Below are 25,961 nucleotides of genomic sequence, written 5' to 3'. Positions count from 1 at the left end.
GGTTTTGCGTCCGGAATTGCGTAGAAGCAAAACGGAAATGTTTAGCGGCGCGACGCGTTAAACCAGCGTTGCGTCAGCGTGATATGCAGAAGCTGGCACGCGAGAAGGACGCCACCCATCAAGGCAATATCGGCATTGCGCACTTGGTCGCTGAGCAGGATCGCGGCCATGATGATAGCTGCAAGCCCTGGAATGAAGGCGAAAGCGATCGTCCGCGGCGCCGTCCAGTTCACACTTCCTTTCAGTGACCATTGCATTTGCAACTTCGCCACGCCGGGCGCAACTGTCCGGTTGGCGTAGGCTGCAAGCACGCCCATGACGATGATGGTTCCGATGGCCAGGATCATGGCAGGTCTCTTCTCTCAGTAAAGAATGCCCTCAGCATATCCGCCGACTCGGTCTCGTTGAAGCCGGAATAGACCTCCGGCACGTGATGGCAGGTCGGCTGGGCATAGAAACGCACGCCATTGTCGACCGCTCCGCCCTTCGGGTCTTCCGCGCCGTAATAGAGCCTGCGGACACGGGCGAAGGAAATCGCCGCCGCACACATGGTGCAAGGCTCCAGCGTGACATAGAGGTCGGCGCCGGTAAGCCGTTCCAGGCCAAGCTTTTCGCAGGCCATGCGAATGGTGGCAATTTCGGCATGGGCGGTGACGTCGTTGAGTTCCCGCGTGCGGTTTCCGGAGGCGGCGACTGCCGCGCCATCGACGACGATGACGGCGCCGATCGGCACTTCGCCGCGCTCCCCAGCAGCGCGCGCTTCCTCGAGCGCCATCTCCATAAATCGATTTGTCTTCACGTTCGCAGAATTTCCACTTAACCGCAGGTGCATGACCTGATAGACAGGCCGAAAAGGCAGGCAAACAACAAATGACACCCAAAGACAAGCCAAAACGCCCCGGCACCAAGGCCCCCGCGCGCGAAGCCCGGTCCAAAAGCGGCCAGAAGACCGGCAGCGAGAAGCCGTTGAAGGCTGCTGCCGCGAAAGTCGCTGCTAACGAAGCGGATGGCGACGCCAAGGCGGAACGTATCTCCAAGGTGATGGCGCGCGCTGGCGTCGCCTCCCGTCGCGATATCGAACGCATGATCATGGACGGCCGTGTCACGCTGAACGGCAAGCTCCTGGACACGCCCGTCGTCAACGTCACGCTCGAAGACAAGATCGAAGTCGATGGCGTGCCGATCCGCGGCATCGAGCGCACGCGCCTTTGGCTCTACCACAAGCCGCAGGGACTTGTGACGACGAATTCCGATCCGGAGGGACGCCCGACCGTTTTCGACAATCTGCCGGAAGAGCTTCCGCGTGTCATGTCGATCGGTCGTCTCGACATCAATACTGAAGGCCTACTGCTGCTCACCAATGACGGCGGCCTGGCCCGTGCGCTGGAACTGCCGACCACCGGCTGGCTGCGCCGCTACCGCGTGCGCGCCCATGGCGATATCGATCAGGATGCGCTGGACAAGCTGAAGGACGGTATTGCCGTCGAAGGCGTTCTCTACGGCTCCATCGAAGCGACGCTCGACCGCACGCAGGGTTCCAATGTCTGGATCACCATGGGCCTGCGCGAAGGCAAGAACCGCGAAATCAAGAACGTGCTCGGCGCGCTTGGTCTCGAGGTCAACCGCCTGATCCGCATTTCCTACGGCCCCTTCCAGCTTGGTGAACTGCCCGAGGGGCATGTAATCGAGGTGCGCGGCCGCACGTTGCGCGACCAGCTCGGCCCGCGTCTCATCGAAGATGCCAAAGCGAATTTCGATGCGCCGCTCTATAATGCCCCGGCCGTTGCAGCCGAAGAGTCCGAAGAACCGGCGCCTGAGCGCCGCGAACGTCCCCGTCGCGACGAGGACAAGCGCGAACGGGCGCTGAGCCGCCTCGATACCAAGCGCGACGACCGTCGCGATGATCGCCGAGACGATCGAAAGGACGACCGTCGTAGCGAAGACGACCGGCCGAAGCGCCCGGCGCTCGGCAGCCGCCGCAATGCCAATGTGTGGATGGCACCCGGTGCTCGTCCGCTTGGTGAGAAGGCAGCGGCCAAGGCTGCCAAGAATGCACAGACCGCGCGCCGTCGCGGTGAAACGGCACCTGTGAAGGAGCAGCGCTTCGATCCTGCAGCCGATCGGCTGCGCCCGCAGATCAATCGCATCCATGAAGAGGATGGCGAATGGATCCGCTCGAGCGAGACGCCTGCCAAGCGCGATGAGGATGAAGGTTTCGGCCGCAAGCGCTCCTTTGGTGATAAGCCGCGTGGCGAACGTCGCCCGCGTACGGGTGGAGAGGAGCGTCCGCGTTCCTTCCGCGACCGTCCGCGAGAAGAGGGTGGCGAACGTTCTTCGCGTCCAGCCAGAAGCTTCGGCGGCGAAGGCCGCTCGGAGCGTCCGCGTGGCGACAAGCCCTTTGGTGGCAAGCCGCGTGGCGAGCACCGTCCACGCACGGAAGGCGAAGAGGGCTCGCGTCCCTTCCGCAGCCGCTCGCGTGAGGAAGGTGGCGAACGTTCTTCGCGTCCGTCCAGAAGCTTCGGCGGCGAAGGTCGCTCGGAGCGTCCGCGTGGCGACAAACCCTTCGGCGACAAGCCGCGTGGTGACCGTCGTCCACGTACGGAGGGAGAAGAACGCCCGCGGTCCTTCCGCGATCGGCCGCGTGAGGACGGAGGCGAACGCGCTTCGCGTCCGGCCAGAAGCTTTGCCGGCGAAGGCCGCTCCGAGCGCGTCCGCGGCGACAAACCCGTTGGTGACAAGCCGCGTGGCGAMCGTCGTCCGCGTACGGAGGGGGAAGAACGTCCGCGTTCCTTCCGCGATCGTCCGCGCGAGGAGGGTGGCGAGCGTTCTTCGCGTCCGGCGAGAAGCTTTGGCGGCGAGGGCCGTTCGGAACGTCCCCAAGGTGACAAACCCCGCGGGGCAAAGAATTTTTCCGGCAAGCCGAAAGGCGATCGGCCGGGCGGTGGTGGCAAGCCTTCCGGCGGGCCTTCCAGAGGTGGTGCGAAAGGCAAGGGAATGACGCGCGGTGCGGATCGTCGGCGGTGAGTTTCGCGGACGGCCGCTTGCCGTACCAAAATCCAACGACATCCGGCCGACTGCGGACCGGACGCGTGAGAGCCTGTTCAATATTCTGAGCCATGCCTATCCGGAATGCATCGATGGCACCCGGATACTCGATCTTTTCGCCGGTACGGGCGCGGTCGGCCTCGAAGCCGTCTCACGTGGCTGTCGCCATGCGCTGTTCGTTGAGAATAGCGTGGAGGGCAGGGCGCTCCTCTGGGAAAACATCGATGCGCTCGGTCTGCATGGCAGGACGCGAATCCTGCGCCGTGATGCGACCGATCTCGGCAGCATCGGCAATCTCGAGCCTTTCGACATGCTCTTTGCCGATCCGCCCTATGGCCGGGGGCTCGGCGAAAAAGCGCTTGCGGCGGCGGCCGAAGGCGGCTGGCTCAAGCCTGGCGCGATTACCGTTCTGGAAGAACGCGCGGATGTTGCCGTTTCGGTCCATCCTTCCTATGTTTTCCTCGAAAGCCGAATATTCGGCGACACAAGAGTACATTTCTTCCGGTATCAGCCGCAGTAGCGGGCGCGTTGGGGGCAGATCGTGCAGGCGGAAATCATCAGTCCGAAATCGCCTGCGATCAGCGACCTTCCGACGGTTGCCGTCGCCTTTGGCGGCGGTGGCGCACGCGGCCTCTCGCATATCCACATCATCGAAACGCTGGATGAACTCGGCATCCGCCCGGTGGCGATCTCGGGTTCCTCGATCGGCGCCATTATGGGCGCCGGTATGGCGGCCGGCATGTCGGGCGCGGAGATTCGTGAGCACGCGCTGGCAACAGTCGGCAACAAGGCAGCCGTTGTCAGCCGTATCTGGGGGCTGCGCCCGACGACCGTACGCGATGCCGTGGCCAAGGGCATCCGCATCGGCCAGTTCAATCTCGAACGCATCCTGAAAGCCTTCCTGCCCTCAGAGCTTCCGGCGCGCTTCGAGGATCTGCTGGTGCCGATGAAAGTGATCGCCACCGACTATTACGGCCAAGCCGAGGTCATCGTCGACCAAGGCCAGCTTTTTCCGGCACTCGCCGCATCATCGGCTATTCCTGCGGTCTTCATGCCGGTCAGGCTGCACGGCCGCGTGATGATCGATGGCGGTATTGCCAATCCCGTTCCCTACGAATGCCTGATGGATCTTGCCGATATCGTCATCGGCATTGATGTCGTCGGCGCGCCCGAAGGCGACGGCACCCATATCCCGAACCGGATGGAGAGCATCTTCGGCTCCGGCCAGCTGATGATGCAGGCGGCGATTTCCCTGAAGCTGAAGCTCCTGCGGCCGCATATCTTCCTGCGCCCCATCGTCGGCCGCACCGGCGTCATGGATTTCCTGAAGGCGCGCGATGTGCTTGCCATGTCGGTTGGCGTCAAGGACGAGCTGAAATATGCGCTCGATCGGGAAATCGAAGCGCGGTTGAAGCGGTAAATTAGAGCAATTCCAGCAAAAGTGCGTAGCGGTTTTGCGTCCGGAATTGCGTGAAAACAAAGAGATAGAGTATTTTCGTGATTCGAAGAAAAACGGAAATACTCTAGTATCGCCTCAAGCGTCCGCCGTCACATCGGCCGTATTTGCCAGCGGATCGTTGTCGAAGGGACCGGGCGCACGCTTGGGCTTGACCAGCGGCTCCGGATGGATCGGCTTCGAAAACAGCAGGTCCTGTCCCGCTTGCAGGCCCTCCGAAACCTGCAGCACCAGCCGCGCTTCGTCGCGCTTGCGAATGTCCTCGCCGATCTCGTAGGCATCGACTTCGGCGACACCGAGCGCCTCCAGTGTGCGCCGGCCGAATAGCAGACCAGATTCCAGCGTTTCGCGCAGCTCGTAATCGACGCCCTTGTTGCGCAGTTCGATGGAGTGAATGCGGTCATAGGAGCGCACGAAGAGCGTCGTCTGCGGGTAGTCGGCCTGGATCAGTTCGACGATCTTGTCGGTGATCTCCCTCTTCTGGGTGCAGACGAGCACGATCTTGGCCCTATCAATGCCGGCCGAACGCAGCACGTCCTTGCGAGTGCCATCGCCGAAATAGATGCGGAAACCGAAGGAGGATGCCTGCCGGATGCGGTCGGCGGAGAAGTCGATGACGGTGACGCTGCGGCCGCCGGCAAGCAGGATCTGCGCGGCGATCTGGCCGAAACGCGAGAAGCCGACCATCAGCACGTCCGCACCCGCACCCTCGAAATCCTCGTCGAGTTCTTCGTGCTCTTCTCCCGTCAACATCCGCTTGGAAAGCGCTGCGCCAAGTGGTGTCAGCGCCATGGAAAGGGTGACGATCGCAACGAGCAGCGAAGCCGTGCTGCTCGACATCAGCCCGGCGACAGCAGCCGTGGTGAAGAGGACGAAACCGAATTCCCCGCCCTGCGGCAGCAGGAAGGCGATGCGAACGGCATCGTTATGCGAAGAACGCGCCACACGGCAGAGCACGTAGATGATGAGCGCTTTCACCGCCATAATGATCGGTACGGCAATGATGATGAAGAGCACATTGTCGAGCAGCACCTGAAGCTGCAACGACAGGCCGACGGCGATGAAGAAGATAGCGAGAAGGACGCCGCGGAACGGCTCGATATCTGCTTCCAGCTCATGCCGGTAGGAAGATTCCGCCAGCATGACGCCGGACAGGAAGGCGCCCATCGCCATCGAGAGCCCGGCAAACTGCATCAGGCTTGCCGATCCCATCACGACGAAGAGCGCGGCCGCGATCATCGCTTCGCGCGCGCCGGTGCGGGCGATGATCTGGAACAGGGGTGTCAGCAGGTATCGGCCCATGATGATCATCGCACCGACCGCCGCAATGGAAATGCCGAAGTCGACGAGTGGGTTACCGCTGCCCTTGTCGCCATCGAGGATGGTGACGACTGCCAGAAGCGGCACGATCGCCAGATCCTGAAACAGCAGCATGGAGAAGGAGCGCTGCCCGTAACGGGTATTGACGTCGCCGTCGCCTTCGAGGATCTGCATGGCGAATGCGGTGGAAGAAAGCGCCAGCCCGAAGCCGGCGACGATGCTGCCGCGCCATTCGAGCACGCCGGAAAACCAGGCAAGTGCTGTCAGCGCAAGGCCCGTCACCACCACCTGCGCCGTGCCGAGACCGAAGATGTCGCGCCGCATCTGCCAGAGGCGGGTGGGCTTCAATTCAAGCCCGATGATGAACAGCAGAAAGACGACGCCAAGTTCGGCGACATCGAGGATCTGCTCGCCATCGGTAATGCCATGAAAGATCGGCCCGATGACGATACCCGCCGCCAGATAGCCGAGAACCGTGCCGAGCCCGAGCTTCTTGAAGATCGGTGCGGCGACGACCGCGCCGCCGAGCAGCAGGATCGTTTCGGTGAAAAGCGCGTTGGGTGCGGACATGCTTCATTTCTTTCGATGGCGGGGCAAGCAGGCAGCCAGGAAAAGAATCGGCATCCACGGCCTTGATGCTTTCGGGAGTGCACAATAAATGGAACGGGAAGGAAAGGCCAAATCATGTCCTCTGAAATCGATTCCTCGACACTTCTTTCCCGTGCAAGTCAACTGATCGATCTGGCGAAAAAGGCAGGTGCTGATGCCGCCGACGCTGTTGTCGTTCGCTCGCGCGCTCAATCGGTCAGCGTACGCCTGGGCAAGGTCGAAGGCACGGAGTCCTCCGAGAGCGACGACTTTTCGCTGCGCGTCTTTGTCGGCAAACGGGTGGCAAGCGTTTCCGCCAATCCGGGCTTCGACCTGACCGCGCTCGCCGAACGCGCCGTTGCCATGGCCAAGGTCTCGCCGGAAGATCCGTTTGCCTGCCTCGCCGATGAGAACAGGCTCGCAAAAACCTATCCCGACCTGCAGCTTCTCGACACGACCGAAGTCGGCGCCGATCAGTTGCGGGAAGCGGCTCTTGCCGCCGAAGGGGCGGCCCTTGCAGTGAAAGGTGTCACCAATTCCTCCGGCGCTGGCGCCTCTGCCGGCATGGGCGGGCTGGTGCTCGCCACTTCGCATGGCTTCGAAGGCAGCTATATGGCTTCGCGCTTCGGCAACTCCGTCAGCGTCATTGCCGGTGAAGGCACGGGCATGGAGCGCGACTATGATTTCGACAGCCGCCTCTATTATTCCGAACTGGACGATCCCGCCGAGATCGGCCGCAGGGCCGGCGAGCGCGCCATCAAACGCGTTAACCCCCGGCAGGTGCCGACCGGCAAGGGTATTACCGTCATCTTCGATCCTCGCATCGCTCGTGGTTTCGTCGGCCATATTGCCGGCGCCATCAATGGTGCGTCGGTTGCCCGCAAGACGAGTTTCCTGCGCGACAAGATGGGCCAACAGGTGCTGAAAGCGGGCCTGTCGATCACCGATGACCCCCTGATCGTGCGCGGCCCGTCCTCCCGTCCCTTCGATGGTGAGGGCGTTTCCGGCGAGCGGCTGGTCATGATCGAGGACGGGGTACTCAAGCACTGGTTCCTGTCGACCTCCACCGCAAACGAAATCGGCGGTCTGGAAACCAATGGCCGCGGCGTGCGCGGCGGCACATCGGTTACGCCCGCCTCCACCAATCTGGCGCTGGAGCCGGGCGACATTTCCCCCGAAGAACTGATCCGCAGCGTTGGCAACGGTTTCTACGTGACCGAGCTGATCGGCCAGGGCGTCAACATGATAACCGGCGAATACAGCCGGGGTGCGACTGGTTTCTGGATCGAAAACGGCGAACTCACCTTCCCGGTATCGGAGGTGACGATCGCCTCCAACCTCAAGGACATGTTCATGCGGCTGACGCTCGCCAACGACATCGACCGTAAATTCGGTGTGGCTGCTCCGACCTTCGCCATTGAAGGCATGACGCTTGCCGGCCGCTGACGAACGGATCGACGCGATGAGCGACACGGACAACCGTTGGCAGAGCGATCTCGCACTGATCGCCGATGCTGCAAAACAGGCGGGCGCCGTCGCACTTGGTTTCTTCAACAAGTCACCGGAAGTCTGGTGGAAGAACGAGGAACGCTCGCCCGTCAGCGCCGCCGATTTCGCCGCCAATGAAACGCTCGAAACTATCCTGCGCAGGGCACGGCCGGACTATGGCTGGCTGTCGGAAGAGACTGACGACGATGCCGGCCGTCTTGAACACGAGACGCTGTTCATCGTCGATCCGATCGACGGTACCAGGGCCTTCCTGGCCGGTAAGGATCTCTGGTGCGTCAGCGTCGGCATCGTCCATCGCGGCCGCCCGGTTGCAGGCGCGCTTTATGCGCCGGCGCTCGATGAACTCTACGAAGCGGCGGAAGGTGGCCCTGCGCTGAAAAACGGCATGCCGATTTCCGTCTCCACGCGCGGCGAAGCCGATCTCAGCCAGCTTGCCGTCAGCGAGGAACTGTTCAAGGTTCTGCCGGCGGCGGTTCGCGAACGCAGCGAACGCGTCAAATATATCCCCTCGCTCGCCTACCGCATCGCCATGGTGGCCGATGGCCGGCTGGACACGACGTTTGTCGGGCGGAATGCCCACGACTGGGATATTGCGGCAGCCGATCTTATTCTCGAACGTGCCGGCGGCGGTCTCGTCGACCTCTCGGGTCACCCGACAACCTATAATAGAGAAAAAGTCAGCCACGAGGCGCTCTGCGCTTCGCCTGTCCCGCGTCTCCGTGAATATCTGGACTTGTTCACTCAGCTAAGAGATGGTTGACGTTTCCGTCAAAATCCCTCAGATGAAGGGCCGGAGGAGAATAGGCAGAAAGAGAATAAAAATGACGGACTCCGGCGGTAAAAAGCAGCTCCTGCACCTCGTCTTCGGTGGCGAACTCGAAAACCTTGAAGGCATCCAGTTCCGGGATCTTGGGGATCTCGATATTGTCGGTATCTTCCCCGACTATGCCACGGCACTGACGGCCTGGAAGGCCAAGGCGCAGCAGACGGTCGACAATGCGCATATGCGCTATTTCATCGTCCACATGCATCGTCTGCTCGATCCGCAGGATACGACCGGGAGCAAGTGAGCCCTAGCAGCAAGCCGCTGGCCCTCCGCTGTCCACAGCGGAGGCCTTTGCGCATCGGTTCCTTGCCCTTGATCGACGCATTCTGAACAAATTGATCGGTCATTGCGGCCGCAACGATAATTAGGGAATTGGATTGATGTCGATCTGCATGGGTCGGAGGTCCGCCGAATGAGCTCCCGGATGGCGCGGATCGGTCTGAACGCGTACCGTCTGGCGGGAACTGTGGCGTCGCCGGTCGTCGGCCTCTACATCACCTACCGCACGGCCAAGGGCAAGGAAGACCGCGCCCGCCGGTTGGAGCGCTTCGGCTATGCGAGCGCTAATCGGCCGCAAGGCCCGCTCGTCTGGTTTCATGCCGCAAGTGTTGGCGAAACCAACGCCGTCATTCCCCTGATCCGTGAAATCCGCCGACGCGACATCCATGTCATTCTGACGACAGGCACCATCACCTCTGCAAGGCTTGCTGCTGAACGTCTCGGTAATGACGCGATCCATCAATATGTGCCGCTCGACCTGAAGCCCGCTGTCGGCCGTTTCCTCGACTACTGGCAGCCGGATTGCGCCATCATTGCCGAATCCGAGATCTGGCCCGCGACCGTGCTTGAACTTGGTCGTCGCCGCATTCCGCAGATCCTCGTCAATGCCCGCATGTCCGACCGCTCCTTCGCCCGCTGGCGCCGCCGCCCGTCGCTTGCCGAGGCGCTCTTCGAAAATCTGGCGCTCGTCATTGCTCAGTCCGACCTGGATGCAGAGCGTTTCCGCGATCTCGGCGCTGTGCCGGTCATCACCTCAGGCAACCTGAAGGTCGATACCGACGCTCCGCCCTATGACAGTGCTGTTTTCGCCCGCTATAAGAAGCAGATCGGCGACCGCAAGACATGGGCGGCGATCTCCACCTTCGACGGCGAGGAAAATGCCGCCGGCATCGTCCATCGGGCGCTGCGTGACCGCGACAAGCAGCTGACCATTATCGTGCCGCGCCATCCCGAGCGCGCTGACGAGATCGAGGCCGCCCTCGTCAAGCAGGGTCTGAAGGTCGCTCGCCGTACGCGTGACGATGTTCTGACCCCGGATGTCGATATCTTCCTTGGTGATACGATCGGCGAAATGGGCCTTTATCTGCGCCTGACGGAAGTGGCCTTCGTCGGCCGCTCGCTCTTTGCCGAGGGCGGCCAGAACCCGCTCGAGCCGGCCATGCTCGGCTGCGCCATCCTTTCGGGCGGCAATGTGCAGAATTTCCGCGAGGCCTATCAGAAGCTCGCGCGCAGCGGCAGCGCCCGCATGGTGCGTGATACCGAGATGCTGGCGAAGGGCGTGCATTACCTGCTGACCAATGACGAGGCCCGCGGCAAGATGATCCAGGCTGGTATCGCGGCCGTGCATGAAATGCGCGGCGCGCTCAGCGCCACGTTGAAGGGGTTGGAGCCCTATATCAATCCGCTGACGGTGAAGGCGCGTCTGCTGCCGAAGGCCGTGGCGCAGGCCTGAGGAGCGGTCATGTCGGCAGAGGCGAAGATCAGGGGCATCCTCTTCGACAAGGACGGCACGCTGCTCGACTATGATGAAAGCTGGCTGCCGGTAAACCGCGAGCTTGCTCACATCGCCGCCGAAGGCGACGCGACGCTTGCCGATCACCTCCTTGCCGCATGCGGCATGGACCCCGTCACAGGCCATATTGTTCCCGACAGCCTGCTTGCTGCCGGCAATACCCACCAGATCGCGGAAGGCCTCGTTGCCGCCGGCTCGAAACTCGATGTGATCGAGCTGACGATCAAGCTCGACAATCTGTTTGCCAATGCCGCAGAATTCTCTGTGCCGGTCACCGATCTCGCAGCCTTCTTTGGACGCCTGCACAGCCGTGGCTTCAAGCTCGGTATCGCTTCCAGCGACAATGAGCGCTCGATCCGCCAAACGGCCCAGCGCTTCGGCATTTCCGACTATGTCGACTACATCGCCGGTTACGACAGCGGCTTCGGCAGCAAGCCTGAGCCCGGCATGGTGCTCGGCTTCTGCGCCGCGACCGGCCTGCAGCCGGAAGAGATTGCCATGGTCGGCGATAACAACCACGATCTCCATATGGGCAGGAACGCAAAAACCGGCCTGACGATCGCGGTTCTGACCGGCACCGGCTCGCGTGAAACACTCTCCGCCGCCGCCGATCATGTTTTCGATGACATCACCCACATCGAAGCCCTGCTGCTGGATTTGCAACTGGCCTGAGGCGCAAGGACTTGCATTTTCACGCGTTTTGGCTTCTCAATCCGCCCCGGTCGATTTTGTGAGACCTCGCCTGGGGGGTGAGGGCAAGGGAAACGGGACGGCATCATGATATCCGAAGCGCCGCCTTTCTGGTGGAGGCGGGCAGGTTGGCAGGCGTGGGCTCTGTCGCCCCTTTCTTTCCTCTATGGTCGCGTGGCGGGCTACCGCATGGTCCATGCGCGCCGTGCCTCGGTTCCGATCCCCGTCGTCTGCGTCGGTAATTTCACGGTCGGCGGCGCCGGTAAGACGCCGACGGCAATTGCCATTGCCCGTGCCGCGAAAGCCAAGGGGCTCAAGCCCGGTTTCTTAAGTCGCGGTCACGGCGGCTCGCTGGATGTCACCACGGTCGTCGATCCCGCCCATCACTGGGCAGTCGCCGTGGGCGACGAGCCGCTGTTGCTGGCGCAGGAAGCCCTGACGGTGATCTCCCGCAGGCGTGTCGATGGCGCTGTGAGGCTCGTCGAAGAAGGTGCCGATTTCATCATCATGGACGATGGTTTCCAAAGCGCGCGGCTCGCAATCGACTACGCGCTTCTGGTGATCGATGCGACGCGCGGTCTCGGCAACGGTCATATCGTGCCGGGTGGCCCGGTGCGCGCGCCGGTTCGCCTGCAACTGCGCCAGGCGACCGCGCTTCTGAAGGTCGGAGATGGCAATGCGGCTGACCGTATCGTCCGTATCGCGGCGCGCGCTGCCAAGCCCTATTTCACCGCCGCGCTGAAAGTGTCCGGCGAGAATTCTCTCGAAGGCCTCAAGGTACTTGCCTTTGCGGGTATTGCCGATCCGGAAAAATTCTTTCGCACGGTCCGTTCGCTTGGAGCGACCATCGAGATCGCGACCTCCTTCGGCGATCACGAGCATTTAAGCGAGGAAGAGATCGACGGTCTCCTGATGACCGCAGACCAGCAGAACCTGACGATCGTCACGACGTCGAAGGATTTCGTGCGTCTCGCCGGCCATCACGGAAAGGCGGAGCAGCTTGCGGCCCGCTGCCGTGTCGTCGAGGTGGAAATGGCCTTCGCCGACCCGCTCGCCCCCGGTCTCATCATCGACCGAGCCTTTGAAGCCTGCCGTGAGCGGCGGCTCAAGGAGACAAAGGCAAAAACTTAGCGCTGGGTCGGCAGAACGCCGGCGCGCCGGTCGGCTTCCAGTGCGGAGGCGACATCGACATATGGCTCCTGTCGCGCCACGCTCCAGTAGCGAAGTTCGTCGAGCGGGACCTGTTTACCGGTCAGTGCGCAGACGACATAGGAGCCGGGCGACAGAATCTGGAAATCACCGTCGAGATAACGGATCTTCGCCTCGCGGTTTCCGTGTCCTTCGAACAAGTTCATGCGCTCCATTCCCTGCAGTCTGTCATCTGTCTGCCATACTCCCCGGGAGGCCGTTTTGCCAGCTTTTTCAGCCCCGGCCGAACAGCCGCTCGATATCGGCAAGCTTGAGTTCGATATAGGTCGGGCGTCCGTGATTGCACTGGCCGGAGCCTGGGGTCACTTCCATCTGGCGCAAAAGTGCATTCATTTCTTCCGGCCGCATCCGTCGTCCTGATCGCACCGAGCCATGGCAGGCCATGGTCGCCGCCACATATTCGAGCTTGGCGGACAGGCCGGAGGCCGTATCCCATTCGGCGATCTCATCGGCAAGCTGGCGGATGAGGCCTTGCGCATTCACTTCGCCGAGCATGGCCGGCGTCTCGCGCACGGCAATGGCGCCCGGCCCGAAGCGTTCGATCGCAAGGCCAAGCTCGGAAAATTCCTCGGCATGCGCGATCAGCCGGTCGCAATCCTCTTCGGGAATGTCGACGATTTCGGGGATCAGCAGCACCTGCGAGGCGAGCCTCTTGGAGTGTAAGGCCTTACGCATGGCTTCGAAGACCAGCCGTTCGTGAGCCGCGTGTTGATCGACGATGACGATGCCGTCATCGGTCTGGGCGACGATATAGTTTTCGTGAATCTGCGCCCGGGCGGCACCAAGCGGATACCGCGCCAAAGGTTCGGCGGCAACGGCATGAGGCTGTGGTGCAGGTTGGAAAGTAGGTTCGGAACGGGCCGTCGGATGGACGAGCCCGTCGAAGGAAGCTTGCGGCCTCTCGCCGAAACCGGCACTCGGCTGATACGGCCGGGATGGGGAGGTCGCCGCCGACCATGGTGCCTGCGGTCGCTGTGGTGCAGCCTGGAAACCGGGGCGGAAGGCGCGCAGCATGTCGCTTGCGCCAGTCGTTGCCGCCCGGCTGCCATCACGGGCAAGTGCTTCGCGGATTGCGCCGACGATCAGCCCGCGCACCAGTCCCGGATCGCGGAAGCGGACGTCGGATTTCGCCGGATGCACATTGACGTCCACCAGCGCCGGATCGAGCGTGATCGACAGCACCGCGACGGGATAACGGCCGGCCGGGATCGTTTCGGCATAGGCGCCGCGGATCGCCGAGAGGATGAGTTTGTCCTGCACGGGGCGGCCGTTGACGAAAGCATATTGATGGGCCGAATTGCCCCGGTTGAAGGTGGGCACGCCGGCAAAGCCGGTCAACTGCACATCTTCGCGCTCGGCGTCCAAGGCGATGGCATTGTCACGGAATTCCTTGCCGAGCACCTGCGCCATGCGCGCCAGATGATCCTCGCCGGTTGCCGGAAATTCCAGCGTTGAGCGGTCGGGGCCAGACAGCACGAAACGCACGCCCGGAAAGGCGATCGCCATACGCTTGACGATCTCCGTGATTGCGGCCGCTTCCGCCTTCTCCGTCTTCAGGAACTTCAGCCGCGCCGGCGTGGCGAAAAATAGGTCGCGCACTTCGACGACCGTTCCCGGATTGCCGGCTGCCGGGCGCAGATGCACGATCTTGCCGCCGGCAACGGAAATTTCGTTGCCGGCCGTGCTGTCACGCCTGCGGCTTGCGATGCTGAGCCGCGCCACCGAACCGATGGACGGCAATGCTTCGCCCCGGAAGCCGAGTGTGCGGATATCGTCGAGCGTCTCCGATATTTTCGAGGTGCAGTGCCGCTCGACGGCAAGTTCCAGATCGGCGGCATCCATGCCGGCACCGTTGTCGCTGACGCGCAGCAGCGCCTTGCCGCCGCCGGCGGTTGCGATTTCGATACGAGTCGCGCCTGCGTCGAGCGCGTTTTCGATCAGTTCTTTTGCAGCACTCGCCGGCCGTTCGATGACTTCACCGGCGGCGATCTGGTTGATGAGCGTTTCGGAGAGCTGTCTGATGGCCATATCCCTATTTTCGAGGATTCGCGGCCCGGAGGAAAGCGTTTTCATCAGCCCGTGGGAGGACACCGGAGGCTTCTCCCCCAAATTTGGGGGTCATTACCGTTAAGCGGCTCTTAAGACAAAAACGGCATTTTATTCATATACCTGCGAAACTGCGAAAATCGGATAGATGTGGGACGTGAAGGAATGAGTGCCGGCTTCGAAAAGGCGGACACATCATCTGCGAGTGACGCACTGCCGCCTGAGGCTGACCTTCAGACGGTGCTTTTCGATGCGGTGTGCGATAGTCTTTCTGCTGCGTTCGTCATCTATGATCGCAACGATCTTCTTATCTTTGCCAGCCATCAGGTCATGGAATTCTTTCCGGTACCCGAGGATGTGCTTCGGCCGGGCACCCGGCTTCGCGATTTCCTGAGTGCGGTCTACGACACAGGCTTTCGCGAGCAGACCCTCGTGCATCAACCGGGTTCGCTCAGTCGCGAGGACTGGTTGTCCCAGCGCATCGCCTCCCATTGGCGCGAACGTTTCGAATCCGTCGAGCGCCACGGCGCCGACCGCTGGGTGCGCTTTTTGAAGCGCCGCCTGCCGAACGGCTACGGCGTGACTATCATCTCCGATATTTCTGAGGCGCGGAAGCGAGAGGAACAGTGGCGCTGCGACCTGGAGCGCGTACAGCTCACCGAGGACATTCTCGACCATCTGCCGTTCCCGCTCTTCGTCAAGGATCGCAACCTCGCCTACGTCGCCGTCAACAAGGCCTTCTGCGAGAAGTACCAGACGACGGCGGACGAGGTTCTTGGCCGCAAGAGCGGTGATCTGTTTTCGCCTGACATTGCCAAGCGCTTCGAGGAAAGCGACCGCCACGTGCTGGAAACCGGTGAAATGTCGGTCTCCCGCCAGCGCCAGATCGCCCGCGACGGCACCGAGCGCGACATCGTCAGCCGCAAGCACAGGATCGGTAAGCCTGGGCGTTATTTTCTCGTCTCGACCATGCAGGACCTGCCGCGCGACGGCGACGATCTCGACGAATTCAATCGGGCCTCCGAGATCACCACCTCAAGCAACCAGACCTACCGCCGCGCCTATGTGCCGGTACCGAGCGCATCGCAGCGTCGCGAGCCTGCGGCGATGGAGGCGATCGTTCCGGAAAACTTCTCCGGCCGAAAGATCCTTGTCGTTACCTCGGATCTCGCCGCCGAGGCTGCCGCGCTGCGCACACTCGCCAAATACGGCTTCGAAGCCTGCTCGGTCCGTGGCGAGGATGAGGAGGAACGTTTCCTCGAGATTGCCAGCTCCTCCGGCATCTCGCTCGATCTTCTGATCATCGATAACCAGATGGGCATGCGCTGCCTGGAGCTCACCGAACAATACGGCATTCCGGCCCTCGTCATGGATGGCTTCCAGATCGCCAACGAGCTGACCTTCCAGATCGCTCGCCATTTCAACCGCAGCGGACGTGGCGGCGGCACTGAAGGCGACTGGGAAATCACCACGACTGAAGAAACCGTAGGCTTGCAGGTTCTCGTCGCCGAGGACAACGACATCAACCAGATCGTCTTCACGCAGATCCTCGAAGGTCTCGGTTACCGCCATCGGATCGCAGCGACCGGCGAAGAGGTCGTTCGTCTCTGGGCCGAACACAGGCCGCAGATCGTGCTGATGGATATTTCGCTTCCGGTCTTCAACGGCTTTGAAGCCTCGCGCCTCATTCGCCAGATGGAAGAGGGACAGGGCACGCGGACCCCGATTATCGGCGTGCTGACACAGGCCTTCGAGCGCGATCGAGCGGAATGCGCCAAGGCCGGTATGGATGACGTCATCATGAAGCCGGTCAGCCCTGACATTCTGGAAACGGTATTTCAGAAGTACCTGTTAGATGAGCCGATCAAGGCTCAAATCTAAATAAAGTACCCGTCAACTCCCCAGAATTTGGGAATGCTTCGGGTTGTAGTTCCGTCGATCTACTATCGAATTGTTAAGATTTGGCCGTCATCTTCACCGGGGTGTGGAGGAAAATCTTGGGTTTGGAGTGATGGTGTCGGCGGAAGTACCATTCATGGCTGTGAGTCAAAACGAACTCCAGTCTATGGCCTATACCGATCCGCTGACCGGATTGGGAAACCGCAATCGTATGCGGGACAAGGTGATACAGATTTCTGCCGAGCGGGCCAGCGATCCGGCGCCCTTCACTATCGGTATCGCCAATCTCGACAGCTTCAAGCCGATCAACGATCTCTTCGGTTCTGCCGCCGGTGACGAAATCCTGTGTCAGGTCGCCCATCGTCTGAAAGCCTGCATTCCGGATGGTGCAGTGGTCACCCGTCATGACGGCGACGAGTTTGCCTTTGTCCTGCCGCTGATCTTCGAGCGCGCCAGTGCCGAGAAGTTCGGCCAGATGATCCGTGAGGTCCTGTCGGCGCCCTACGATCTCGGCGACCGCAATGTGCGCCTTTCCGCCTCCTTCGGCTTTGCGATCTATCCCTTTGCCGGCGAGGATTGCGAGGAGCTGCTGAAGAGTGCCGAAACTGCACTCTATCGTTCCAAGCGCCGCGGCCGCGGTCAGATCACCGTCTATTCGCGTGAGATCGCGCAGGAGATGAAACGGGCGACCCAGCTCGAACAAGCGCTTCGAAACGCCATCATTTCCGATGCGATCGACGTGCATTTCCAGCCGATCGTCTCGCTCGCCAACAATCAGGTGGTGGGCTTCGAGGCTCTTGCCCGCTGGAACGATCCCGATCTCGGCTTCGTCTCGCCCGGCGTCTTCGTGCCGCTCGCCGAAGAGCGCGGTTTCATCGATGCCCTGTCGGAAGCGTTGCTGCGCAAGGCTGCGGAAGCGGCACTTTCCTGGCCGCGAGAACTCTTCCTGTCCTTCAATCTGTCTTCGGCCCAGCTCATGGATCCAGGCACGAGCAGCAGCATTCTGTCGATCCTCGGCCGCGTCGGCTTTGACCCGCATCGTCTTGAGCTTGAGATCACCGAGACGGCAGTCATGAGCTCTGCCGATACGGCGCACCGGATCATTGCCGATCTGAGGGCCGCCGGCGTGCGCATCTCGCTTGACGATTTCGGCACCGGCCAGTCGAGCCTCGGGCGCCTGCGCGATTTCATCTTCGACAAGATCAAGATCGACCGCGCCTTCGTCTCGCGCATCAATTCCGACCGCGCCTCCGAGCACATCATCAAGGCGATCCTGGCCATGTGCGAAGGCCTCGAACTGGAGGTCGTGGCCGAGGGCATCGAGGATTATTCGGAAGCGGTCAAGCTGCGCATGCTCGGCTGCGGCATGGGGCAGGGCTATCATTTCGGCCGCCCGGCCGATGGCATCGCCACGCTGCGCTTCCTGCATGAAAACTATTACTACGACACGAGTGCTACGGAACGCGCGACCGCATAGCGATCTAGGCACAAAAAAACGATGGCGCCCCATGGGACGCCATCGCCTACGCTATACTCTCCGTACGGAATTACTTGTTGGTCGTGGACCCTGTTGCGGTGTTATCCGTCGGCAGGGCCGTGTCGGTTGCTGCCGGAGCCTTTTCAGCTGACTGCATGGCCAGCGTCTTGAATTCCGGAGCGGCCTTCAGCGTCTCGGCGGTCTCCGTGGTCGTCAGCTTGATGGAGCCATCCTGCGTATTCTGCGCGACGGTGACCTTTTCCATCGGGACGGCGACATTCTTTTCGCCGATGCCCAGGAAGCCGCCGACACCGATCACGGCTGCAACAAGGCCGCCGTCCTTCTTCATGATCAGGTCATTGACGCTGCCGATGCTCTCATTGTTGCCGTTATAGACCGCCTGGCCGATATAGGTGTTGGCACTGATCTGGTCCGGGGCCTGCTGCGTCAGATAGCTGTCGCCACCTGCCTGAGCCGTATCGGTGCTTGGTGCCGGGGCCGGAGCCCGTGCGGCATCACCTGCGGGCGCCATCGGCTTGACCGGCTCTGCCGGTGCGGGGGATGCCGGATCGGCGGGCGCAGACTGCGTCGGGGCAGCAGGGTTCGCCGGCTGCGGAGCCGTCTGCGAAAATGCCGCCGGTGCGAAAGCCGTGGCAAACAGTGCGCCAGCGGCAACGGTCGTCAGAAGTTTGCGTGTCATTTCGAACCTACCTTCATTCCTTGAGTGATCCCTGGCGTAGCAGTGCCTGTTTTTCAGGCATTCCTGCCGCGCCGGTTCAAGAGTGAAATGACCGATTAGCTTATTGGTTCCGACCGAAGACACGGAAAATTTTACGGTTTTCACGGAACCTTGACCGGAAAACGACCCGAAAAAAGCAAAAGGCGCCCTGCAATGGAGCGCCTTTTTAAATGCGGGCTTCCGACGTTCAGATCACATAGGCAGGATCGAAAACACCCTTCACCGTGATGCCGAGCTCGAGCAGCGCACCTGCGCTCGGCTGGGCGGAGCGGGCATCCTCGTCCAGCCCCTCCCAGGCCGTCGTCACCACCAGCCGGTCGGCATTGGCACCGATGAAGGCCGGGCAGGAAGGCTGTGCGGCCGGCACCTTGTAGCGGGCGATGCGCAGGCCATCCGGGCTGTAGCGGTCGACGACGCCGGCGCCCCAGCGCGCGTTCCAGATATAGCCGTCGGCATCGCAGACCGATCCATCCAGCCCGCCGGGTTCGTCCATGCTGTCGACCATTACGATCGGTTCGCCGGAGGGGAGGCCGGTCTGCGGATCGACCATGACGCGCATCAGCCGGCTGAGGCGCGTATCGGTGAAATAGCCGATCGTGCCGTCGGGCGAAAAGCAGATGGAGTTCGGGATGCTGATGCCGCTGAAGAGCTTGGTTACCTTGCCGGCGGCCAGGTGATAGATCGCGCCGGCCTGGTTCTCGGCGCGCTTGCTCATCGTGCCGATCCAGAGTGCACCCGAGGGATGCGTGCGTCCGTCATTGGAGCGGTTTTCCGGTCTGTCGTTTTCCAGCGCCGCATAGAAGGTCAGGTTGCCGCTGGCGACGTCGCGCACGAACAACCCCTCTTCGGTCGCCAGCAACTGGCGGCCGGCATCGATGCGGGCGAGCACGCTTGCCATCATCGGCAGCGAATGCACCTTCTTTTCATCGGTCGAAAGATTGAGTTCGTGCAGTTCCTTGCCAAGAATATTGAACCACCAGACCGTGTTAGTGCCGGGATCGTAGGTGGGGCCTTCACCGAGAACCGAATTGGTATTGCAAAGTGTTTTGCCCTCGAATTCATAAATATCAGTCATATGCCTATGCTCCTATGGCTGCGTCATAGGCTAAGATGGTCGCCTTGGCGCGCTCGGCAACCTCTGCATCAGTCATTCCGGGCTTGTAGATGCTGGTGCCGAGACCGAAGGCGAGAATGCCGGCCTTGGTGTAGTCGGAGAAGTTCTTGTCCGACACCCCGCCGACCGCCGCAATCACCAGTTCCGGCGGCAGGATGGCGCGGATCGCGGTGATGCCCGACGGTCCCAAAACGCTGGCGGGGAAGAACTTGAGGCCGGTCGCACCCGCGCGAGCTGCCTGCAGCGCTTCTGTGGGCGTGAAGACGCCGGGCATGGTCACCATGCCATAGTCGCGGGCGCGGATGATGACGTCGGGCTCGACATTCGGTGTCACCAGCAGTTTGCCGCCGGCCGCATGCAGGCTGTCGACGGCCCCGGTGGTCAGCACGGTGCCGGCGCCTATCAGCACATTGTCAGGCGCCATCTTGGCGGCGATCTCGATCGACTTGAAGGGCTCGGGCGAATTCAGCGGGATTTCGATTGCCGTCAGACCGTTTTCGATCAGCGCGCCGACCACCGCTTGGGTTTCCTCGGGCTTGATGCCGCGCAAAATAGCAATCAGCGGACGCTTCATGTCGGGGAAGGGGATACGGTTCATGGGAGGTATCTTTCTCAGTTCGGCCAGATGGCCCGGGCAGCGGCCGAAAGCCCGCCGCGAACGGCGGCATCGGCATCGATGGCGGTGAAGGAAAGGGAGAGCGTGCGGAAGGCCTGCTCGTAAAGCGCCTGCAGGCGTCCGGAAGCGACAAGGGCAATGGCCGTATCCTTTCCGGCATCCTGCAGCGCGCCGGCGATTTCGAGGCCGATCAGCGTACCCGAGAGTTTGGCTTGGGCAGCGGCAGCCGAAATACCGTGCAGAAGCTGGCCGGAGCGGGCGGTGAAAATCAGGTTCGACGCGAGCGCCGGCCGCTGGAAGGCGGCTGCAACCGCCGCTTCGAAGGCGTCGGCGTCGGCCGGCTGGTCCTCGGCGCCGGCCACGGCATGCATGAGGATCGTATGTTTGGTGATGGCGTCGAAAAGCTCACCGGTCATGAAGGTGGAGAAGCCGGTGACTTTGCCGTCCTTGACATGCACCCATTTGGAATGCGTGCCCGGCATGCAGACGGCCTGTGTGCCCTTGCTCTCAGGCCCGAGCGCGCCGAGAAGCTGCGTTTCCTCGCCGCGCATGACATCCGGCGTCGCCGCATCGCGCTGGGCAAGGCCCGGAAGGATGCGTACGTCACGGCCTTCGCCGGGCACGGAGACCGCACCTGATAGAATCGAGGAAAGCGAAGCCGGCACGTCTATGTAACCCGCCTCAACCCAGCCCTGCCGCGCGCCTGCCATGCCGCAGACGATGACCGGCAGGTTGGCCGGCGCTTCAACTGCTGCAAGATGTCCTTCGAGTACCTGGGAAAAACCGGTCTTGGCGGCCGTCGTCATGCCTTCGCCGCTGCGACGCTCGGCAAGAATGCTGCCGTCAGCGCCGATAAGCCAGAGCCGGAAGCTGCTGGTGCCCCAGTCCACCGCGACATAAGCGGGATTTGCCATTAGAGAACGCCTCCATCGACGATGAGGGACTGCGCGGTCATGCCGGCTGCGCAGTCGGACGCAAGAAACAGAGCCGGACCGACGATCGCGTCAGGCTTCAATACGATCTTAAGGCATTGCCCCTGCACGGAGCGGGCAATACTTTCCTCCGTCAGCCATAACTTCATCTGCCGATCGGTCACAACCATGCCCGGCAGGATGCAGTTGACGCGGATATTCTCAGGGCCAAGCCTTCCCGCCATGCTCTTTGTCAGGCCGACGACTGCCGCCTTGGCGGCGGCATAGGCGGGAAAGACGCCCATGTTCAGTTTGAAGGCGATCGACGACATATTGATGATCGCTCCACCGCCGGCTGCCCGCATCGAAGGGGCAACCGCCTGCGAGGTGAAGAAGACATGGCGCAGATTGACCGCCTGATTATTGTCCCAATAGTCCTCGGTCACATCGTCGAATTCGTGCCGGTCGTCCCAGGCGGCATTGTTGACGAGCACCCGGATCGGTCCGGACTTTTCGACAACCTCGTTCACCGCGCGCCTGATGGCATCGATATCGCGCAGGTCGGTGTGGTAGAAGCTGACGGGATGCTCAGTCTCTCTGGAAAGCCGTTCCGCCAATTCCCGGCTTTCTGCCTCGGCGATGTCGAGGAAGGAAACCTTTGCGCCCTGCCTTGCGAAACCTTCGACAAGGGCAGCGCCGATGCCGGAACCTCCGCCGCTCACCAATACCGTGCAATCCTTGAATTCGGGGAATTGTGCAGACATAGCGCTCACCGTCTCTCCTCCGGGCATGCTATTTATTCCATTATTTGGAACTTAATTTGACTATATGGAATTATCCGACTAGGCTGCCTTTCCTGTCAAGGGTGGGAAAGGCAATGAGCTCTAGCGGCGACAGCATGGCGCAGGCGGATGACAAAGGCGCGTCGCGTGATGCTGGCTTGCCGCGTGACACCGGCACGCCGCGTGACACTGGCACGCTCGGCAAGCTGATGGTGCTGCTCGATCTCGTCACCCATGCCGATGCTCCCTTGCGTTTCACCGATATCCTCGCACTTGCCAATCAGCCGCGTGGCACGCTGCATCGACAGCTCAGCCATCTCGTTGAGGAAGGGCTCCTTGAACTTGACGCCGAAGGCCGCTATGCGCCGGGCCTCCGGCTGCTTGATTTCGCCTCACGAAGCTGGGCGCGCAACGAATTCCGCTTGATTGCCGCGCCGCATCTGGCCGCCCTTCATCGGGAGACGGGAGAGACCGTCCATCTCGGCGTGCTGCGCGGCTCCTCCATCATCTATCTCGACAAGGTCGAAGGACACCAGCCGGTGCGTATGTATTCACAGATCGGCAATGCCTCGCCCTGTTATTGCACCGGTGTCGGCAAGGCGGCCCTTTCGGTGCTCCCACTCGACAAAATCAGTGAACTGCTACCCGGTCTGCATTTTAACCGCTTCACCTCGGCGACGCATGTGAACGCTGAAAGCCTGCTGGCGGAGATCGGCGAAATCGCCGCGGCCGGTCATGCTTTCGATCGCGAGGAGCACGAGGCGGGCATCCGCTGTGTCGCCGCCCCCATCTGGTCGGACGACCGCTCTTTCATCGGCGGGGTCTCTGTCACCGGTCCCGCTTACCGGCTGTCGATGGAACTTCTTCAGGAATGGGCCGTTCCCGTTCAGATGACAGCACGGAAAATCATGGACGAAATGCGCATGCGCCTCGGGCCGAGGCGTTGAAACCGATTTGGCCGCTGTCATTGCTGGACGTGGTATACATAGCATGCTTATGATGAGTGCGTTATTGAGATTTGACGGCGAATCACGCCAACTGGGGTCGTCCGCGAAATCATCGACAATTCACCGGCCGAACGCGCTGCACGCCGAGGCTGAATCCTATTGATCTGACGGGCGTTGTGTAACCCACCCTGTACCTGACCGTTTTTCCGCACAGGCTGCCAGAGGTTTACCCAAAGCCCGGTTGAAGGCGAAAAAATCTGATGGCAAGCTTACCGCAAACTTCGGTGGAAGACGCCTATGTCCAGGAGGTCACTAGTCTAAAGACGCAGTTCGACATTTTCCGCTTCATGAAGCGGGTGACGGAGGCCTATCGCAGCCGGGCCTTCATGGTATTGAACCTGCCGCCGATTACCTCGTTCGATCTTCAGGGCAATACGATCATCACCAGCTGGCCCGCTGAACTGCTGTCCATCTACGATCAGGAAGGGCTGATGGTAAACAGCCCGGTCCTACGGCGGCTGCGCACGTCGACCCTGCCTTTCTTCTACGATACGTCGCGCACCAATTGGCCGCGCGACGACGGCAAGACAGGTGTCGTTGCAACCCTTTTCGAACGCTTCAAGATGATGCGCTGCGCCTATTTTCCGACACATGAACCGTCAGGCGCGCGCGGTGCAGTCTCCTTCGCCGGTGATCGCGAGCCTTTCACCCCGGTAGAAATGCGCGAGCTCAGCTATATCGCGATCCATGTCTTCGATCGTCTGGCCGAGATCCGCAATCTCGATACGCGCATAACTGACACACTGACCGACCGCGAGATCGATTGCCTCAACTGGACTGCCGCCGGCAAGACCAGTGCCGAGATTGCCGAAATCCTCGATCTCTCGGAGCATACGGTCAATCACTACCTGAACCGCGCCACCAAGAAGCTTGATACGGTCAACCGCACGCAGGCTGTCGCCAAGGCGCTACGCATCGGCCTCATCAAGTAGGCGCCGATTAGTAGGCATTGCCGGCCTAAAATATCGTCAGTCGCTGCCGCCGTGCTCAATATGTGAGCGCCATTCCCTTTGCTGGTGGCCCTGGACTGACAATTATCATCCTTTTCACCTGATTCCGGAGTTGGCATGCTTCGTGCATCGTTATCAGCAGAGGTCCAGAGGGGACTTTGAAAACAGCGCCAGCTCAATGGCGCGACCGACACGCCGCCGTCTGATATCGCTGCCGCTTTTCTCCCGGCGTTCCGATATCAGCGGCGGTTGTTGCGTTTGGGCAACCACCTTTTGCCCTGTTCCGAAACCGGATGATATCGTTCATTTTTTTCTGGCCTTTTTTTTCGCTTGCTCTAATTCGCCCCGAATTGCGCCGGTTCTCGGGGAGTCCGTTGCGGTCATCAGGGCGAGAGCCCAGCGGACTTGATGACCGCAACGGAGAGAGAACGCGCTGCCTTTCCTTTGATGCGAGATGTGCCTGCCGCCCGATTTTGTTTGGCGAAGCTGCTGGCCTCCACTATTTACTGAAGACGAAAAAGCAGTGAGGGCGGAATGACTGAGGTCACCAAGGAACAGGTTCTGGAAACGCTGAAGACCGTGCGCGGGCCGGATCTGGAGCACAACATCGTCGAACTCGGCATGGTTTCCGATGTCTTCATCTCCGATGGCAAGGTCTATTTCTCGATCACCGTGCCGGCGGAACGCGCCAAGGAACTGGAGCCGCTGCGGCTGGCTGCCGAGCGTGTGATCAAGGAAATGCCAGGTGTGAAAGGTGCGCTCGTGGCGCTGACGGCAGACAAGAAGGCTGCCGCAAATGCGCCCGCAGCGCGCCCCGCCCCGCAGGCTGACCACAGCCATCACGGCCACTCCCATACCCCGCAGCAGCAGCCGCGCACCGCCAAGATCGGCGTTCCCGGCATCGGGGCCATCATAGCCGTCGCATCGGGCAAGGGCGGCGTCGGCAAGTCGACGACGGCGGTCAATCTGGCACTCGGCCTGCAGGCGAATGGTCTTCGCGTCGGCATTCTCGATGCCGATATCTACGGCCCCTCGATGCCACGCCTCCTGAAGATCTCCGGCCGCCCGACCCAGATCGACGGCCGCATCATCAATCCCATGGAGAATTATGGCCTCAAGGTCATGTCCATGGGCTTCCTCGTCGATGAGGAGACCGCGATGATCTGGCGCGGACCGATGGTCCAGTCCGCCCTCCTGCAGATGCTGCGCGAAGTCGCCTGGGGTGAACTCGACGTTCTCGTCGTCGACATGCCGCCCGGCACCGGTGACGCTCAGCTCACCATGGCTCAGCAGGTGCCGCTCGCCGGCGCCGTGATCGTCTCCACGCCGCAGGATCTGGCGCTGATCGATGCCCGCAAGGGCCTCAACATGTTCCGCAAGGTCGAAGTGCCGGTTCTCGGCATCGTCGAGAACATGAGCTATTTCGTCGCGCCTGATACCGGCACGCGCTACGACATCTTCGGCCACGGCGGCGCCCGCAGGGAGGCCGAGCGCATCGGTGTGCCCTTCCTCGGCGAAGTGCCGCTGACCATGAACATCCGCGAGACTTCGGATGCCGGAACGCCGCTTGTCGCCTCCGATCCGAATGGCGTCGTTGCCGGCATCTACCGTGCCATCGCTGCCAAGGTCTGGGAACAGCTCGGTGAAAAGCCGCAGCGCGAAGCCCCTGCGATCGTCTTCGAATAGTGCGAATCACGCGCCGCTCACCTCGAATTGTGGGGGAAATGAGATGAAAGGGCGCAGTTCACGTAAGATGTCTTGATTATTTTCCGGCTTTGCTTCATATGCGCGCCGGCGTCATGATGGCGCGTCTGCAAATGCTCTGTGATGGCCGCCTGTCGATGAAGGTTCCGGCCTCCCTGCATATTCGGAGTTGACTTGTCGATCGAAGGATTGGTGACTGCGATGCGGTGGAGCAACCCGGCCGATAAGGCCGGACATGACCGGAGTTGTATGAACTTTGTTTATCCGCTTCCGTTACGATC

General features: G+C 61.5%; 24 protein-coding genes. 14 read left to right on the top strand and 10 right to left on the bottom strand.

Going from position 1 to position 25,961, the window contains the following annotated elements:
• Nucleotides 1-41: 41 nt before the first annotated feature.
• Together AC1DM5_RS32190 and AC1DM5_RS32185 are read right to left on the bottom strand one after the other, a co-directional pair.
• Entirely contained in the window at nt 42-347 is a 306-nt protein-coding gene (locus AC1DM5_RS32190) for a hypothetical protein (protein WP_477822794.1), read from the bottom strand.
• Nucleotides 344-781: a nucleoside deaminase gene (locus tag AC1DM5_RS32185; protein ID WP_477822805.1), complete on the bottom strand. Its 438-nt coding sequence runs from the start codon at nt 779-781 to the stop codon at nt 344-346. Before AC1DM5_RS32185 ends, AC1DM5_RS32190 begins: the two co-directional genes overlap by 4 nt.
• Nucleotides 782-870: 89 nt before the next feature.
• On the opposite strand from AC1DM5_RS32185, the gene AC1DM5_RS32180 reads away from it, so the two are divergent.
• The 3 genes from AC1DM5_RS32180 to AC1DM5_RS32170 are packed head-to-tail and all read left to right on the top strand — an operon-like array spanning nt 871 to nt 4,465.
• Nucleotides 871-3,024 (top strand): pseudouridine synthase, encoded by a 2,154-nt coding sequence (locus AC1DM5_RS32180; protein WP_477976584.1) that lies wholly within the window; start codon nt 871-873, stop codon nt 3,022-3,024.
• A complete protein-coding gene (rsmD, locus tag AC1DM5_RS32175; protein ID WP_037105838.1) occupies nt 3,005-3,565 on the top strand; it encodes a 16S rRNA (guanine(966)-N(2))-methyltransferase RsmD in 561 nt (186 codons plus the stop codon). Before AC1DM5_RS32180 ends, rsmD begins: the two co-directional genes overlap by 20 nt.
• A gap of 18 nt (nt 3,566-3,583) precedes the next feature.
• Nucleotides 3,584-4,465, top strand: a complete 882-nt coding sequence (locus AC1DM5_RS32170; RefSeq protein WP_477822804.1) for a patatin-like phospholipase family protein — start codon at nt 3,584-3,586, stop codon at nt 4,463-4,465.
• Between the two features lie 114 nt (nt 4,466-4,579).
• Here AC1DM5_RS32170 and AC1DM5_RS32165 read toward each other — a convergent pair whose 3' ends face one another.
• Nucleotides 4,580-6,391, bottom strand: a complete 1,812-nt coding sequence (locus AC1DM5_RS32165) for a monovalent cation:proton antiporter-2 (CPA2) family protein (RefSeq protein WP_477822792.1) — start codon at nt 6,389-6,391, stop codon at nt 4,580-4,582.
• Between the two features lie 114 nt (nt 6,392-6,505).
• On the opposite strand from AC1DM5_RS32165, the gene AC1DM5_RS32160 reads away from it, so the two are divergent.
• The 6 genes from AC1DM5_RS32160 to lpxK all read left to right on the top strand — a co-directional run bounded on the left by AC1DM5_RS32160 (nt 6,506) and on the right by lpxK (nt 12,357).
• Nucleotides 6,506-7,855 carry a TldD/PmbA family protein gene (locus AC1DM5_RS32160; protein WP_477822791.1) on the top strand — a complete coding sequence of 450 codons (1,350 nt, stop codon included), beginning with the start codon at nt 6,506-6,508 and terminating at the stop codon, nt 7,853-7,855.
• 16 nt (nt 7,856-7,871) lie between these two features.
• Nucleotides 7,872-8,678: a 3'(2'),5'-bisphosphate nucleotidase CysQ gene (locus AC1DM5_RS32155; protein ID WP_477822790.1), complete on the top strand. Its 807-nt coding sequence runs from the start codon at nt 7,872-7,874 to the stop codon at nt 8,676-8,678.
• A gap of 61 nt (nt 8,679-8,739) precedes the next feature.
• Nucleotides 8,740-8,988: a DUF4170 domain-containing protein gene (locus AC1DM5_RS32150; RefSeq protein ID WP_007814234.1), complete on the top strand. Its 249-nt coding sequence runs from the start codon at nt 8,740-8,742 to the stop codon at nt 8,986-8,988.
• Between the two features lie 168 nt (nt 8,989-9,156).
• Nucleotides 9,157-10,476 carry a lipid IV(A) 3-deoxy-D-manno-octulosonic acid transferase gene (gene waaA, locus AC1DM5_RS32145; RefSeq protein WP_310378567.1) on the top strand — a complete coding sequence of 440 codons (1,320 nt, stop codon included), beginning with the start codon at nt 9,157-9,159 and terminating at the stop codon, nt 10,474-10,476.
• Nucleotides 10,477-10,485: 9 nt separating this feature from the next.
• Nucleotides 10,486-11,208 carry an HAD family hydrolase gene (locus AC1DM5_RS32140; RefSeq protein ID WP_477976582.1) on the top strand — a complete coding sequence of 241 codons (723 nt, stop codon included), beginning with the start codon at nt 10,486-10,488 and terminating at the stop codon, nt 11,206-11,208.
• A gap of 105 nt (nt 11,209-11,313) precedes the next feature.
• Entirely contained in the window at nt 11,314-12,357 is a 1,044-nt protein-coding gene (gene lpxK / locus AC1DM5_RS32135) for a tetraacyldisaccharide 4'-kinase (RefSeq protein ID WP_477822788.1), read from the top strand.
• On the opposite strand, the gene AC1DM5_RS32130 is transcribed toward lpxK, so the two are convergent.
• A complete protein-coding gene (locus AC1DM5_RS32130) occupies nt 12,354-12,581 on the bottom strand; it encodes a DUF2093 domain-containing protein (protein ID WP_439014191.1) in 228 nt (75 codons plus the stop codon). The genes lpxK and AC1DM5_RS32130 overlap by 4 nt on opposite strands.
• Before the next feature lie 67 nt (nt 12,582-12,648).
• On the bottom strand, nt 12,649-14,463 hold the full coding sequence (gene mutL / locus AC1DM5_RS32125) for a DNA mismatch repair endonuclease MutL (RefSeq protein WP_477822787.1): 1,815 nt from the start codon (nt 14,461-14,463) through the stop codon (nt 12,649-12,651).
• Nucleotides 14,464-14,646: 183 nt separating this feature from the next.
• Between mutL and AC1DM5_RS32120 the strand changes: the two genes are divergently transcribed.
• Both AC1DM5_RS32120 and AC1DM5_RS32115 read left to right on the top strand, forming a co-directional pair.
• Nucleotides 14,647-16,362: a response regulator gene (locus tag AC1DM5_RS32120; protein WP_477822786.1), complete on the top strand. Its 1,716-nt coding sequence runs from the start codon at nt 14,647-14,649 to the stop codon at nt 16,360-16,362.
• Between the two features lie 127 nt (nt 16,363-16,489).
• Nucleotides 16,490-17,857: a putative bifunctional diguanylate cyclase/phosphodiesterase gene (locus AC1DM5_RS32115; protein ID WP_477822785.1), complete on the top strand. Its 1,368-nt coding sequence runs from the start codon at nt 16,490-16,492 to the stop codon at nt 17,855-17,857.
• A 70-nt stretch (nt 17,858-17,927) separates the two neighbouring features.
• Here AC1DM5_RS32115 and AC1DM5_RS32110 read toward each other — a convergent pair whose 3' ends face one another.
• From AC1DM5_RS32110 to AC1DM5_RS32090, 5 genes are all read right to left on the bottom strand, one after another.
• Nucleotides 17,928-18,557 (bottom strand): PRC-barrel domain-containing protein, encoded by a 630-nt coding sequence (locus AC1DM5_RS32110; RefSeq protein ID WP_477822784.1) that lies wholly within the window; start codon nt 18,555-18,557, stop codon nt 17,928-17,930.
• Nucleotides 18,558-18,783: 226 nt separating this feature from the next.
• A complete protein-coding gene (locus tag AC1DM5_RS32105) occupies nt 18,784-19,671 on the bottom strand; it encodes an SMP-30/gluconolactonase/LRE family protein (protein WP_477822783.1) in 888 nt (295 codons plus the stop codon).
• A 4-nt stretch (nt 19,672-19,675) separates the two neighbouring features.
• Nucleotides 19,676-20,308 (bottom strand): 2-dehydro-3-deoxy-6-phosphogalactonate aldolase, encoded by a 633-nt coding sequence (locus AC1DM5_RS32100; protein WP_439014196.1) that lies wholly within the window; start codon nt 20,306-20,308, stop codon nt 19,676-19,678.
• Between the two features lie 14 nt (nt 20,309-20,322).
• Entirely contained in the window at nt 20,323-21,240 is a 918-nt protein-coding gene (locus AC1DM5_RS32095) for a 2-dehydro-3-deoxygalactonokinase (protein WP_477822782.1), read from the bottom strand.
• Nucleotides 21,240-22,001, bottom strand: coding sequence for an SDR family NAD(P)-dependent oxidoreductase (locus AC1DM5_RS32090; RefSeq protein WP_477822803.1), 762 nt, complete (start codon nt 21,999-22,001; stop codon nt 21,240-21,242). The genes AC1DM5_RS32095 and AC1DM5_RS32090 overlap by 1 nt, the downstream gene beginning before the upstream one ends.
• Nucleotides 22,002-22,228: 227 nt before the next feature.
• Between AC1DM5_RS32090 and AC1DM5_RS32085 the strand changes: the two genes are divergently transcribed.
• From AC1DM5_RS32085 to AC1DM5_RS32075, 3 genes are all read left to right on the top strand, one after another.
• Nucleotides 22,229-22,966: an IclR family transcriptional regulator gene (locus tag AC1DM5_RS32085; RefSeq protein WP_477822802.1), complete on the top strand. Its 738-nt coding sequence runs from the start codon at nt 22,229-22,231 to the stop codon at nt 22,964-22,966.
• Between the two features lie 260 nt (nt 22,967-23,226).
• Nucleotides 23,227-23,958 (top strand): LuxR family transcriptional regulator, encoded by a 732-nt coding sequence (locus AC1DM5_RS32080; protein ID WP_477822781.1) that lies wholly within the window; start codon nt 23,227-23,229, stop codon nt 23,956-23,958.
• A gap of 552 nt (nt 23,959-24,510) precedes the next feature.
• Nucleotides 24,511-25,662 carry an Mrp/NBP35 family ATP-binding protein gene (locus AC1DM5_RS32075; RefSeq protein ID WP_477822780.1) on the top strand — a complete coding sequence of 384 codons (1,152 nt, stop codon included), beginning with the start codon at nt 24,511-24,513 and terminating at the stop codon, nt 25,660-25,662.
• Nucleotides 25,663-25,961 lie beyond the last annotated feature (299 nt).

The sequence above is a fragment of the Rhizobium sp. 01T437 genome, assembly GCF_056398505.1.
The sequence above is the reverse complement of the archived record's forward strand: the minus strand, read 5'-3'. Positions and strand labels throughout refer to the sequence as shown.